The following is a 12,757-nucleotide window of genomic DNA, read 5'->3' as shown; positions in this document are numbered from 1 at the left end:
GGGTACCCGACGACCGGTCGGGCCATACCTGCCGCATCTGCTCGAGATCACCCGCAGGTGAGGATCACCGGGCGCGGGCCGCCACCTGCCGCGAGTGCACGTCGGCGAGACGGATGACCGTCTGACGGACGAACGGGACCAGCGTGTCGCCCTCGCAGGCTGCCCGGGCACTGTCGGCGACCTCTTCGCCGGCCAGCGTCGGGTAGAACCTGAGCTGGAGCCCGTAGGCGAGCAGCCCGCCGCCCCGGATGGCGGCGACGGCGTCGAGATAGCGCTCGGCATAAGGCGCCAGGACCTCGTCCTGGCCGGGTCGCCAGAACGCCGAGGCCAGTCCGTAGGCGCTGTCGGTGCGCGGCAGCCGACGCTCGACCATGGTCACCTGCCAGGCCTCCTCCTTGGCCTCTGCGAGCGGTCGAGCGGTGCGTACGGCCAAAGCGCTGACCCAGGACTCGGGGTCCGGGTCGCGTGCCTCCAGCGCGGCGACCGCCTCCGCGTCGTAGTCGCCGAGCTCGGCGCGTCGTCCGAGGAGCCGCCAGGCGACCTGTGCGTCCTCGGCGGCGCCCGCCTCGGCGAGCGCGAGCTGCTCAGGAGTGGAGGCGTGCGAGGCGACGACGCGGAGCGCAGTGTCGCGGTTGCCCGGATCCTCGGCGAGAGCCGCAGCAGCGCCGGCGACCAGCGCGCGCTGCTCGGCGACCCGGCCCGGTGCCGTCCAGAGCTCGGCCGCGGTGACGGCCATCCTCAGGAACTCGCCGGTGACCTGCGGGTTCCGTTCGCGCTCGAGCACCGAGAGGACGCGGGAGACGACCTCCGGGCCGCCGATCTCGCCACGGAACAGCGCCGACCAGGCGCTGTTGACCGCGACGGCTCGCGCGACCGGGTCGGGGAGCGCGCCTGCGTGCTGGCCGAGCCAGGCCTCGCTGGCCTCGTCGGAGCGTGCCGCGGCGAAGGTCACGTCGGTCGCGTTCACCAGGTGCGCGGCGGCGCCGTAGGGGAGCGAGACCGCCACCGGCTCGCCTTCGACCGTGACCGGCGTGGTTGCGAGCAGGGCACCGGAGTCGTCGTAGGAGGCGATGTCGAGCCGGTGAGGACGTACGGTCCCGTCGGCGCCGGCGACGGACACCTTGCCGTCGGCGAGGGTGATCACGTCGGTGCCGGCGTGGTCGAGCCACGCGGTGGTCCAGGCGGAGAGGTCCTTGCCGGCGGCCGCACCGAAGGCACCCATCAGGTCGTCGAGGACCGTGTTGCCGTAGGCGTGCTCGGCGAAGTAGGTCTGCAGCCCGGCCAGGTAGGCCTCCTCGCCGATGTAGGCGTAGAGCTGCTGCAGGACCGCCTGGCCCTTCATGTAGGTGATCGCGTCGAAGTTGGCCATCGCCACGTCCACGCTCGGCACCACCCCGCGGATCGGGTGGGTGGCCGGTGTCGCATCGGTGTCGTAGGCCATCTTCTTCTCGGTCAGCGCGATCGAGGCCCACACGTCGGCGTAGTCGGGCAGCGCCGCCGAGGCCCAGACGGCCGCCCAGGAGGCGAACGCCTCGTTGAGCCACAGGTCGTCCCACCAGCGCATCGTGACCAGGTCGCCGAACCACATGTGGGCCATCTCGTGCAGCACCACGTTGGTGCGCTCGGTGCGGTCGGCTCGGGTCGGCGCCGTGCGGAAGAGGAACACGTCGCTGTGGGTGACCGCGCCCCAGTTCTCCATCGCACCGCCCATGTCGGGCACGAAGATCTGGTCGTAGCGGCGCTGCGGGAACGGCATCCCGAACTTCGTGCCGAACCAGGCGAGCCCGTGCTCGGTGATGTCGAGGATCTCCTCGCGGTCCCGCTCCAGCTGAGTCGCCAGCGACTGGCGGGCATAGAGCCCGAGGTCGTAGCCGCCGCGCTCCTCGCGGACCTCGACGAACGGGCCGGCGTTGACCACCACGACGTACGTCGAGAGCGGGGGAGTGTCCTCGAACAGCCACGTCCTCGCGCCGGCCGCGGGGTCCGAGACCTCGGCGGGCGCGGAGTTGGACAGCACGGTCCACTGCTCGGGCGCGGTGACGGTGAAGGCGTGCACCGCCTTGAGATCAGGCTGGTCGAAGCAGGCCCACAGTCGACGCGCGTCGTCGGGCTCGAACGAGGTCCATACGTAGACGTTCCCGTCGGAAGGGTCGACGGTGCGCAGGATGCCCTCAGAGGAGGCGGTGTTGGACTGGGAGGCGGTGACGACCAGGGTGTTGGTCTCGGCGAGACCTTCGAGCGGGATCCGTCCGGCCTCGATCGTGGCGAGGTCGAGATCGGTGCCGTTGAGCGTCGCGGCGGAGACCTCGGCCACGCAGTCGACGAACGTGCCCGTGCCGGGCGTGGCGGAGAAGGTGATCGTGGAGACGCTGGAGATCGTCTCGCCCTCGAGCAGGCCGGTCATGTCGAGCGCGATGTCATAGCGATCGACGGTGATCGTGGCGGCCCGCTCGGCCGCCTCCTCCTGGGTGAGGGATACGGGGGCGGCGGCAGAGGTCTCAGACATGAGCCGAGGGTAGCCTCGGCCCATGACATCGGACGCACGAATTTCCACCTCGGCTGTGCCGCTGGATCACGGTCCCCTCACCGAGTGGGACGCCCCCGAGAGCTGGCCGGTCGTCTCCAGCGAGGACCTCCACCGCGACGGCTGGGTGGTCGCGTTGCGTGCGGACCGCATCAATCGTCCCGGCCACGACGACGAGGAACCGTTCCGGCGCCTGGTCGTCGAGCACCCGGGTGCCGCGGTCGTGCTGGCGGTCGACGAGGACGACCGCGCTCTGGTCATCACCCAGTACCGCCATCCCGCCCGGCGACGCTTCGTCGAGCTGCCGGCCGGGTTGATCGACTATCCCGGCGAGGACCCGCTCGCCGTCGCCGTGCGCGAGCTGCGCGAGGAGGTCGCCTACGAGGCGAGCGAGTGGACGCCGCTGCTCTCGACGTACTCATCACCCGGGATCTCCGAGGAGATCCACCACATCTTCCTGGCCCGCGGGCTGACCGCGAGCGACCGCGACGGCTTCGAGCTCGAGCACGAGGAGGCCGAGATGAGCATCCACTGGGTGCCGTTCGAGGAGCTCCTGGAGGCCGTGCTGAGCGGCCGGGCGACCGACTCGCCGTTGGTCCAGGCCGTGCTTGCGTACGCCGCCCTCAAATCCCGTGGCAGAGTCTGATCAGGCGCCCCGTCGAGGACCGGAGAACGTGGTTTTGGTGACGTGCGCCACACCGGGTTAGAACTGCCGCATCAGGCGGCGAACATCCGGCTGACCGTAACCCACGGACCACCACATTCAGGGGCCATCACATGAAGGCAGGGCAATGAGAATCGGCGTACCGAAGGAAGTCAAGAACCACGAGTACCGGGTGGCGATCACGCCGTCAGGTGTCCACGAGCTGGTGGCCAACGGCCACGAGGTCTTCGTGCAGGCCGGTGCCGGGGTCGGCTCCTCGATCTCGGACGGAGAGTACGCCGCGGTCGGCGCCAAGATCCTCGGCGACGCCGACGAGACCTGGGGCAACGCCGACATGGTCCTCAAGGTCAAGGAGCCCGTCGCCGAGGAATACCACCGCCTGCGTGAGGGCCTGACCCTGTTCACCTACCTCCACCTGGCCGCCGACAAGCCGCTGACCGAGGAGCTGCTCGCCAAGAAGGTCACCGCGATCGCCTACGAGACCGTCGAGCTCCCCAACCGGTCGCTGCCGCTGCTCTACCCGATGTCGGAGGTCGCAGGCTGCCTGGCGCCGCAGGTCGGCGCCTACAACCTGCTCAAGGCCCAGGGCGGCCGCGGCACGCTGATGGGCGGCGTCGGCGGGGTCGCCAACGCCAAGGTGGTCATCATCGGCGCGGGTGTCTCCGGCCAGAACGCCGCCAACATCGCTTTGGGGATGGGCGCCGACGTCACGCTGCTCGACACCGACCTGGAGAAGCTGCGGATGTCGTTCTGGCGCTACTCCAACCAGGTCCACGGTCTCGCCTCCAACAAGCTCGCGCTCGAGGAGCAGGTGCTCCAGGCCGACCTGGTCATCGGCGCCGTCCTGATCCCCGGCGCGGCCGCGCCCAAGCTGGTCACCAACGAGCTGGTCTCGCGGATGAAGCCGGGCTCGGTGCTCGTCGACATCGCCATCGACCAGGGCGGCTGCTTCGAGGACTCCCACGCCACCACCCACGCCGACCCGACCTATCAGGTCCACAACTCGACGTTCTACTGCGTGGCCAACATGCCCGGTGCCGTCCCCAACACGAGCACCTACGCGCTGACCAACGCGACCATGCCGTACGCCGTCGCGCTGGCCAACAAGGGCTGGGCCCAGGCTCTCCGTGACGACGCAGCGCTCGCCAAGGGCCTCAACACCCACGCCGGCGACCTGACCAATGCCCCGGTCGGCGAGGCCGTCGGCATCGACGCGATCGCGCTCGAGTCGGTCCTGGCCTGAGGTCGACTCGGCGCGTCTGTCTCATGCCGTAGCGCCGAGTCGGCGCTTGTGTCTCACCTCAGACTGCCGACTCGGCGCTTGTGTCCCACCTCAGACTGCCGAGTCGGCGCCAATGTCCCAACAGAATGCTTGGTTGGGACAGATGCGCCGACTCGGGCGCTGTCTGCGGGATAGATGCGCCGACTCGGGCGCTGTCTGCGGGATAGATGCGCCGACTCGGGCGCTGTCTCCGGGACTGACGCGCCGGGTCGGCGGTTCGGCGTGGGACAGATGCGCCGACTCGGCGGGGCTGGTTGGATGGGGAGGGTGACGGCGGTGGAGCATGCGATGCGTACGTATCTCGACCATCTGACCGTCGAGCGAGGGCTCGCGGTGAACACGCTCTCGTCCTACCGGCGCGACCTGAGAAGGTACGCCGAGTTCCTGGCCCAGAACGACGTGGACACACTCTCCGGGGTCTCGGAGGCGACCGTGTCGGGGTTCCTGGCGCACCTGCGCGAGGGCAGCGAGGAGCACCCGGCGCTGAGCGCCACCTCCGCGGCGCGGACGGTGGTCGCGGTGCGCGGGTTCCACAAGTTCGCGGTGGCCGACGGGCTGGTCGAGGCCAACCCGGCCGGCCACGTGAAGCCACCGCGGTCGGAGAAGCGGCTGCCGAAGGCGCTCCCGCTGGCGGACGTCGAGGCGATCCTGGAGGCGGCCGGCGCACCCGGCACCCCGCTTGCGCTCCGCGACCGGGCTCTCCTCGAGGTTCTCTACGGCACCGGCTCACGCATCTCCGAGGCGGTCGGTCTCGACGTCGACGATCTCGACCGGGTCGACCATGTCGTCCTGCTGAGAGGCAAGGGCGGCAAGGAGCGGATCGTCCCGGTCGGCTCCTACGCGATCGAGGCCGTCGAGGCCTACCTGACCCGTGCCCGTCCCGATCTCGCCTCGGCCCGCTCCGGGGGAGCGCTCTTCCTCAACGCCCGCGGTGGCCGGCTCTCCCGACAGTCGGCCTGGACGGTGCTCACCCGCGCCGCCGAGCGTGCCGGGATCGACAAGGACGTCTCGCCCCACACCCTGCGCCACTCGTTCGCGACCCACCTGCTCGACGGTGGTGCCGACGTACGTGTCGTGCAGGAGCTGCTGGGCCATGCGTCGGTGACCACGACGCAGATCTACACTCTTGTCACCGTGGACAATCTCCGAGAGGTCTTCGCGACCGCACACCCGAGGGCCCTGTGACCGACACCAGCTGGATCCCCGAGGTCGGGGCGAGCCCCGACGAGGTCTACGAGGCGGTCGTGGAGTGGGCCGAGGGGAGCGGCCGCAGCCTCTATCCCCACCAGGACGAGGCGATCATGTCCATCCTCGCCGGGGACAACGTCATCCTGGCCACGCCGACCGGCTCGGGGAAGTCGCTGGTCGCGGCGGGTGCGCACGCGGCGGCGCTGGCCGAGGACAAGGTCTCCTTCTACACCGCGCCGATCAAGGCGCTGGTGAGCGAGAAGTTCTTCGACCTGGTCGAGACCTTCGGCGCGGAGAACGTCGGCATGCTCACCGGGGACGCGTCGGTCAACGCCGACGCCCCGATCATCTGCTGCACCGCCGAGGTGCTCGCCAACCTCGCCCTGCGCGAGGGCAAGCACGCCGACGTCGGGCTCGTGATCATGGACGAGTTCCACTACTACGGCGAGCCCGACCGCGGCTGGGCGTGGCAGGTGCCGCTGCTCGAGCTCCCGCAGGCCCAGTTCTTGTTGCTGAGCGCGACGCTCGGTGACACCAGCGCTCTCGCCAAGGACCTGACCAGGCGAAACGGCCGCGACACCGTCCTCGTGGACCAGGCGGAACGACCCGTTCCGCTGACCTTCGACTGGCGCCTGACGCCGCTCCAGGAGACCCTCGAGGAGCTCGTCACCACCGGACAGGCACCCGTCTACGTCGTCCACTTCACCCAGAAGGACGCCGTCACCCACGGCACCTCGCTGCTCAACGCCGGCTGGCTCAAGCTGTCCACCGAGGAGAAGGAGCAGATCGCGAAGCGGCTCGAGCCGGTCCGGTTCGCCGCCGGCTTCGGCAAGACGCTGTCCAAGCTGCTGCGCAAGGGCATCGGCGTGCACCACGCCGGCATGCTGCCCCGCTACCGGCGACTGGTGGAGCAGCTCGCCCAGGCCGGTCTGCTCAAGGTCATCGCCGGCACCGACACCCTCGGCGTCGGCATCAACGTCCCGATCCGCACGGTGCTCTTCACCGGGCTGGCCAAGTTCGACGGCCGCCGCCAGCGCATCCTGCGCACCCGCGAGTTCCTACAGATCGCGGGACGAGCCGGCCGGGCCGGCTTCGACACCCAGGGCTACGTCGTGGTCCAGGCCCCCGAGCACATCATCGAGAACGAGAAGGCGAAGGCGAAGTCCGAGGAGCGCCGCAAGGCCGGCAAGAAGAACTCCAAGGCACAGCTCAAGAAGCCGCGCGAGGGCACCGTCGTGTGGACCGAGGCCACCTTCACCAAGCTCGTCGACGGCGCTCCCGAGCCGCTGCAGAGCCGGATGAAGGTCGACAACTCGATGATCCTCAACGTCGTCGCCCGCGACGAGGACGCCTTCGCGGTGATGCGCCGGATCACGATGGACAACCACGAGGACCGGCGCACCCAGCTCAAGCTCGCCCGTCGCGCCCTGCGCCTGACCCGCTCCCTGGTCCACAGCGGGGTCCTGACGAGGCTGGCCGAGCCCGATGCGTACGGACGCCGTTATGTCCTCACCGAGGCCCTCCCGGCCGACTTCGCGCTCAACCAGCCGCTGGCCCACTTCGCCCTCGCCGCGCTGGACACGCTCGACCCCGAGTCGCCGGAGCACACCCTCGAGATCGTCTCGGTGATCGAGTCGGTCCTGGAGCCGCCGCGCCAGATCCTCTTCGCCCAGCAGCACGAGGCCCGCGGCAAGGCGATCGAGAACATGAAGGCCGACGGCGTCGAGTACGACGAGCGGATGGCGCTCATCGAGGAGATCACCTGGCCCAAGCCGATGGCCGAGCGGCTCGAGGCGCTCTTCGAGGTCTACCGCGGCACCCACCCGTGGCTGCCCGAGGACGCGCTGGACCCGAAGTCGATCCTGCGCGAGATGTACGAGCAGGGGATGAGCTTCACCGACGTCGTACGCCGCTACCAGCTCGCCCGCTCCGAGGGCCTGGTGCTGCGCTACCTGACCGATGCCTACCGCACCTTCCGCCACACCGTCCCGGAGACCTACAAGAGCCCCGAGGTCGAGGACCTGGTCGAGTGGCTGGGGGAGACGATCCGGCAGACCGACTCGAGCCTGCTGGACGAGTGGGAGGCGCTCTCCGACCCCGAGCACATCCCCTCGGCCGTGGCCCATCACGAGGCGCCGCCGCCCCCGAGGTCCCTGTCCCAACAGCTTCGGGCCTTCGAGATCATGGTCCGCAACGCGATGTGGGCGAGGGTGGACGCGGTCTCCCGCGACGATCTCGACGGCCTGATGCGCCTCGAGCGCGCGGCTGCCGACCGCTTCGAGCCCGCGCGCGAGGTGGTGATGACCAGGTCACGCTGGGACGACGCCCTGGAGGCCTACTTCGGCGAGCACGACGACGTCGGCATCTCCGCCGACTCGCGCTCGCCCAAGCTGCTCACCTGGACCGCCGAGCGCGGAGCTCCCGCGGGCGTGGACGAGGATGACGAGACGTACGACGAGACCCGCATCTGGCGGATCACCCAGACCATCGACGACCCGGCCGGCGACCACGACTGGGTCATCGAGGCGATCGCCGACCTGGATGCGAGCGACGAGGCCGGTGAGCTCGTCCTGGCGACGGTCGCGATGCGCCGGCTGTGAGGGTTGCGGCGGTCCGCTAGCGTTGCGCCGTGCGCAAGCTGATGAAGAACCCCATCGTCGTCGCGGCCGTCGCCAAGATCGCCAACGAGGCTCGCAAGCCCGAGAACCAGAAGAAGATCAAGGACGCTGCGACCAAGGCCTACGACCAGTTCCAGAAGCGCCGCAAGTCGCGCTGAGCCGGGCCGAGGCCCTGCTGAGGGCCACAGCAGCATCCAGAATGATCGCGACACGCCGAGCCTCGGCGTGTCGCGGCACCTTTTCGCCTGCTCCATGGCCGCCCGCTCGGATCGAGGAACGACGGTGTGGATCGGGCGCGACGAGGCCGGCGACGTGGTCTGCTTCGTCGCCGATATGCTGATTCTCGACGACCGATGACAGGATCGGGCAGGACGCCGCAGCGCGGGGAACTGGCGGATGGAATCGCCAGATCGACCGGCTGGGCCGCTGGCAGTTATCCACAGAGTTCTGCACCTCGTCGTTGCCACCTGTGGGGGCTGAGCGGGGCGGAATGCACAGGCCGTCAACAGATTTCCCTCCCGTAGCAGAATCATCAGGATTTGCCTTGTGACACGCCCGGCGCGGCTCCTACAGTCGCGCAGATCCGGGTCTTAGAGTCGCCGTGTCGACATATAGACCCGCTCGCCGTGATCGTCCCAGGGCCGCGGCAACTCAACCGGGGGTGGAGGAATGGAAGACAGCTATTTCGGAGCAGGTGGTGCGACCGCACCACAGATGCCTCCGCAGACGCCGGCAGCACCGCCGCCGGCCTATCCGCCCTCGGCCCGTCTGCGTGCCAACGCCCCTGAGCCCGACGCGGGTTCGTTCGACTACCCGGGCAAGAACAAGTTGGGGCCGACCGGTCGTCCCTGGCCGCACCTCCCCGAGCCCGGCCCCGCCACCGGCGGTCCGGCGCGTACGGTCGCGATGGTCAACCAGAAGGGTGGGGTCGGCAAGACCACGACCACCATCAACCTGGGTGCCGCGCTGGCCGAGCACGGCCGCAAGGTCCTCCTCGTCGACTTCGACCCGCAGGGGTCGCTCTCGGTCGGCCTCGGGCTGCAGCCCAACGAGATCGAGCTGACCGTCTACAACCTGCTCATGGAGCGTGACATCACGCTCGAGGACGTCGTCGTCCCCTCCGGCATCGACGGTGTCGACCTGCTTCCGGCCAACATCGACCTCTCGGCGGCCGAGGTGCAGCTGGTCCAGGAGGTCGCGCGCGAGCAGACCCTGGCCCGCGCCCTGGCTCCCGCCGTGGCCAACTACGACGTGATCCTCATCGACTGCCAGCCGAGCCTCGGTCTGCTGACCGTCAACGCGCTCACCGCTGCTGACTCGGTGGTCGTGCCGCTGGAGTGCGAATACTTCGCGCTGCGGGGCGTCGCCCTGCTCAAGGACACCATCGACAAGGTTCAGGAGCGGCTCAACCCGCGTCTGAAGATCGACGGAATACTGGGCACGATGTACGACAGCCGCACCATGCACAGCCGCGAGGTCATGGAGACGCTGGTCAACGGCTGGGGCGACCGCGTCTTCCACAGCGTCATCCGGCGCACCGTGAAGTTCGCCGACTCGACCGTGGTCGGCGAGCCGATCACGGAGTACGCCTCCACCTCCACCGGCGCCGACTCCTACCGGATGCTCGCCAAGGAGGTGCTGGCCCGATGGCAACGAGGCGAGTGAGGGTCCCGGCCGCCGACGACCTCTTCCGGCGTACGGCCGACAGCGCTGCTGAGGCGAAGGCCCGCCCGGTGCACGCCGTGCCCGAGCCGACCACGGAGGCTCCGGCCGCGAAGAAGCGGTCCAGCGGCCGCGTACGGCACGACGAGAAGATGACGGTCTACATCACCTCCGAGGAGCTCCTCGACCTCGAGCACGCTCGGCTCAACCTGCGGGCCAAGCACAGCATCGCGGTCGACCGCGGCCGGCTGGTGCGCGAAGCGCTCGCGATCGTGCTGGCCGACCTGGAGGAGTACGGGGACGACAGCGCCCTCGTGCACCGACTCGCCGAGTGACGGTCACGCAGATGCCGGCAGAGCCGACGACGGTTGGCCCTGCGGAGGGCGACGAGCAGGAGTCGAGCGGTGCCGGGGGTTTCGAGGTGCACCTCGGCAACTTCGAGGGTCCCTTCGACCTCCTGCTCAGCCTGATCGCCAAGCACAAGCTCGACATCACCGAGGTCTCCCTGGCCACGGTGACCGACGAGTTCATCGCCTACGTCAAGAAGGGCGCCGCGGAACGTTCCTCGGACGGGGGCACGGGTGCCTGGGACCTCGAGCAGACCTCCAACTTCCTGCTGGTCGCGAGCACGCTGCTCGACCTGAAGGCGGCCCGGCTGCTGCCTCAGGGTGACGTCGAGGACGAGGAGGACCTGGCCCTGCTCGAGGCCCGCGACCTCCTCTTCGCGAGGCTGCTGCAATACAAGGCGTTCAAGCAGGTCGCGGCCGTCTTCGGCGAACGGCTCGCGAAGGAGTCCAAGCGCCACCCGCGCTCGGTCCAGCTCGAGCCGCGCTATGCCGGTCTGCTGCCCGAGGTGCTGATCGGGATCGGGCTGGAGCAGTTCGCCCAGCTGGCTGCGGCCGCGATGGCGCCGAAACCAGGGCCGCCCGAGATCGGCCTGTCCCACATCCATGGCTCGAAGGTGTCGGTCAAGGAGCAGGCGGCACTGGTCATCGAGCGGCTCCGTGCCTCGGGACAGGTCACCTTCCGCAGCCTGTGCTCCGACTCGCCGGACACGCTGACCACGGTGGCCCGGTTCCTCTCGCTCCTCGAGCTGTTCCGGGAAGGTGCGGTCGCCTTCGACCAGGTCACCGCGCTGGGCGAGCTGACCGTACGCTGGACCGGCGACGAGGCGCTCGACGTCGATGAGCTGATCCAGGACGAGTTCGAGGGGCAGCCGCCTGCCGAGGGTGGCGCCGACGATGGGGAGAAGGACGATGACTGAGGCCTCCGAGGAGACGCTCGCGATCGAGCTGGCTGATCTGCGCCCGGCGCTCGAGGCCGTGCTGATGGTCGCCGACGAGCCGCTCGAGGCGGCCGCGCTGGCCTCGGCCGTGGCCCACCCGACGACTGCGGTGGTCGAGGCGCTGGAGGGTCTGTCGGCCGAATACACCGAGCAGGGTCGGGGCTTCGACCTGCGCAACGTGGCCGGCGGCTGGCGGTTCTACACCCGTGAGGCGTACGCCGATGTCGTCGGCGGCTTCGTGCTCGAGGGCCAGCAGGCCCGGCTGACCCAGGCGGCCCTGGAGACGCTCGCCGTGGTGGCCTACAAGCAGCCCGTCTCGCGCGCCCGGGTCTCCGCGATCCGAGGCGTCAACGTCGACGGCGTGATGCGCACCCTGCTCACCCGCGGCCTCGTCGAGGAGGCCGGCCAGGACCACGAGACCGGCGCCAACCTCTACCGCACCACCGGCTACTTCCTCGAGCGGATCGGCATCACCGATCTCGGCGAGCTGCCCGAGCTGGCGCCCTACCTGCCCGACCTCGCCGACATGGAGGAGGAGCTGACCGAGCAGGTCAGCCAGGAGGCGCTGGCCGCGCAGCCCGAGGAGGCTGCGGCGAATGGGTCCGGCTCCGAGGATGCGGGAGAATCGACACCGTGAGTGAGCGTCAGCGAGTGAACCAGACAATCATCACGCGGCCGCGTCCGTACACTGGCGCTTGCGCTACGGAGGTGGCCGCGTGAGTGACCTTCCTGAGCGAGACGATCTGCCGCTGGACGACGAGGGCCTGATCCGGCTCCAGAAGCTGCTGGCCCTGGCTGGCATCGCGTCGCGCCGCGGCAGCGAGATCCTGATGCTCAACGGCTCCGTCGAGGTCAACGGCGAGGTGGTCACCCGCCTCGGCACCAAGGTCGACCCCGCCAAGGACGTCGTACGCGTCGACGGCAAGCGCCTCCCGCCGATCTCCGGCAAGGTCTACCTCGTCCTCAACAAACCACGCGGCGTGGTCTCGACGATGAGCGACCCGGAGGGCCGGCGCAACCTGTCCGACCTGGTCGCCGACCGCCCGGAGCGGCTCTTCCACGTCGGCCGCCTCGACACCGACACCGAGGGCCTGATCATCCTCACGAACGACGGCGACTTCGCTCACCGGCTGGCCCACCCGAGCTATGAGGTCGACAAGACCTACGTCGCCGAGGTCAAGGGTGAGGTCTTCCCCAACGTGCGCAAGCGGCTCTTGGCCGGCGTCACCCTCGAGGACGGCCCGGTCACGGTGACCAAGGCCCGGATCATGGAGACCCGCAAGGACAAGTCGATCGTCGAGCTGGTCATCCATGAGGGACGCAACCGCATCGTGCGCCGCCTTCTCGACCACCTCGGGCACCCGGTCACCCGGCTGACCCGCACCCGGATCGGACCGGTGCGCCTGGGCACGATGAAACCAGGCGACATGCGCGACCTCTCGCGCGAGGAGCTCGGCGAGCTCCTCGACACCACCGAGCTCTGAGGCTCGGAATCTCGGATGCGTACGCGATCTCGGGCCGCTAAGGTGAAGGG

General features: G+C 69.5%; 11 protein-coding genes. 10 read left to right on the top strand and 1 reads right to left on the bottom strand.

The features are described from left to right. Positions 1-64 precede the first annotated feature (64 nt). Positions 65-2,506: an aminopeptidase N gene (pepN, locus tag WBG06_RS25370; protein ID WP_336740435.1), complete on the bottom strand. Its 2,442-nt coding sequence runs from the start codon at positions 2,504-2,506 to the stop codon at positions 65-67. Between the two features lie 22 nt (positions 2,507-2,528). On the opposite strand from pepN, the gene WBG06_RS25365 reads away from it, so the two are divergent. From WBG06_RS25365 to WBG06_RS25320, 10 genes are all read left to right on the top strand, one after another. Then, positions 2,529-3,170, top strand: coding sequence for an NUDIX hydrolase (locus WBG06_RS25365; RefSeq protein WP_336740433.1), 642 nt, complete (start codon positions 2,529-2,531; stop codon positions 3,168-3,170). Positions 3,171-3,315: 145 nt separating this feature from the next. Beyond that, complete coding sequence (ald, locus tag WBG06_RS25360) at positions 3,316-4,431, top strand: alanine dehydrogenase (protein ID WP_336740431.1); 1,116 nt, start codon at positions 3,316-3,318, stop codon at positions 4,429-4,431. 327 nt (positions 4,432-4,758) lie between these two features. Continuing rightward, positions 4,759-5,655, top strand: a complete 897-nt coding sequence (gene xerD, locus WBG06_RS25355) for a site-specific tyrosine recombinase XerD (RefSeq protein ID WP_336740429.1) — start codon at positions 4,759-4,761, stop codon at positions 5,653-5,655. Next, a complete protein-coding gene (locus WBG06_RS25350; protein WP_336740428.1) occupies positions 5,652-8,258 on the top strand; it encodes a DEAD/DEAH box helicase in 2,607 nt (868 codons plus the stop codon). The genes xerD and WBG06_RS25350 overlap by 4 nt, the downstream gene beginning before the upstream one ends. Positions 8,259-8,287: 29 nt before the next feature. After that, a complete protein-coding gene (locus WBG06_RS25345) occupies positions 8,288-8,434 on the top strand; it encodes a hypothetical protein (protein WP_336740425.1) in 147 nt (48 codons plus the stop codon). Between the two features lie 511 nt (positions 8,435-8,945). Further along, on the top strand, positions 8,946-9,941 hold the full coding sequence (locus tag WBG06_RS25340) for a ParA family protein (RefSeq protein ID WP_336740423.1): 996 nt from the start codon (positions 8,946-8,948) through the stop codon (positions 9,939-9,941). Continuing rightward, the gene (locus WBG06_RS25335) at positions 9,923-10,273 is read left to right on the top strand and encodes a hypothetical protein (RefSeq protein WP_336740421.1); all 351 of its coding nucleotides are present in this window, start codon (positions 9,923-9,925) and stop codon (positions 10,271-10,273) included. Before WBG06_RS25340 ends, WBG06_RS25335 begins: the two co-directional genes overlap by 19 nt. An 11-nt stretch (positions 10,274-10,284) precedes the next feature. Continuing rightward, positions 10,285-11,202 (top strand): segregation and condensation protein A, encoded by a 918-nt coding sequence (locus tag WBG06_RS25330; protein ID WP_336740511.1) that lies wholly within the window; start codon positions 10,285-10,287, stop codon positions 11,200-11,202. After that, positions 11,195-11,860 carry an SMC-Scp complex subunit ScpB gene (gene scpB, locus WBG06_RS25325; protein WP_336740419.1) on the top strand — a complete coding sequence of 222 codons (666 nt, stop codon included), beginning with the start codon at positions 11,195-11,197 and terminating at the stop codon, positions 11,858-11,860. The genes WBG06_RS25330 and scpB overlap by 8 nt, the downstream gene beginning before the upstream one ends. Before the next feature lie 79 nt (positions 11,861-11,939). Beyond that, positions 11,940-12,707 carry a pseudouridine synthase gene (locus WBG06_RS25320; protein ID WP_336740418.1) on the top strand — a complete coding sequence of 256 codons (768 nt, stop codon included), beginning with the start codon at positions 11,940-11,942 and terminating at the stop codon, positions 12,705-12,707. Positions 12,708-12,757: the final 50 nt, after the last annotated feature.

Source organism: Nocardioides sp. CCNWLW239 (assembly GCF_037137035.1).
GTDB lineage: Bacteria > Actinomycetota > Actinomycetes > Propionibacteriales > Nocardioidaceae > Nocardioides.
The sequence above is the reverse complement of the archived record's forward strand: the minus strand, read 5'-3'. Positions and strand labels throughout refer to the sequence as shown.

What these genes read in the sequence shown, in the direction of transcription:
- WBG06_RS25365 (WP_336740433.1), top strand. Translation starts at nt 2,529, where the DNA reads ATGACATCGGACGCACGAATTTCCACCTCGGCTGTGCCGCTGGATCAC.
- WBG06_RS25335 (WP_336740421.1), top strand. Translation starts at nt 9,923, where the DNA reads ATGGCAACGAGGCGAGTGAGGGTCCCGGCCGCCGACGACCTCTTCCGG.
- scpB (WP_336740419.1), top strand. Translation starts at nt 11,195, where the DNA reads ATGACTGAGGCCTCCGAGGAGACGCTCGCGATCGAGCTGGCTGATCTG.
- WBG06_RS25330 (WP_336740511.1), top strand. Translation starts at nt 10,285, where the DNA reads ATGCCGGCAGAGCCGACGACGGTTGGCCCTGCGGAGGGCGACGAGCAG.
- WBG06_RS25340 (WP_336740423.1), top strand. Translation starts at nt 8,946, where the DNA reads ATGGAAGACAGCTATTTCGGAGCAGGTGGTGCGACCGCACCACAGATG.
- pepN (WP_336740435.1), bottom strand. Translation starts at nt 2,506, where the DNA reads ATGTCTGAGACCTCTGCCGCCGCCCCCGTATCCCTCACCCAGGAGGAG.
- xerD (WP_336740429.1), top strand. Translation starts at nt 4,759, where the DNA reads ATGCGTACGTATCTCGACCATCTGACCGTCGAGCGAGGGCTCGCGGTG.
- ald (WP_336740431.1), top strand. Translation starts at nt 3,316, where the DNA reads ATGAGAATCGGCGTACCGAAGGAAGTCAAGAACCACGAGTACCGGGTG.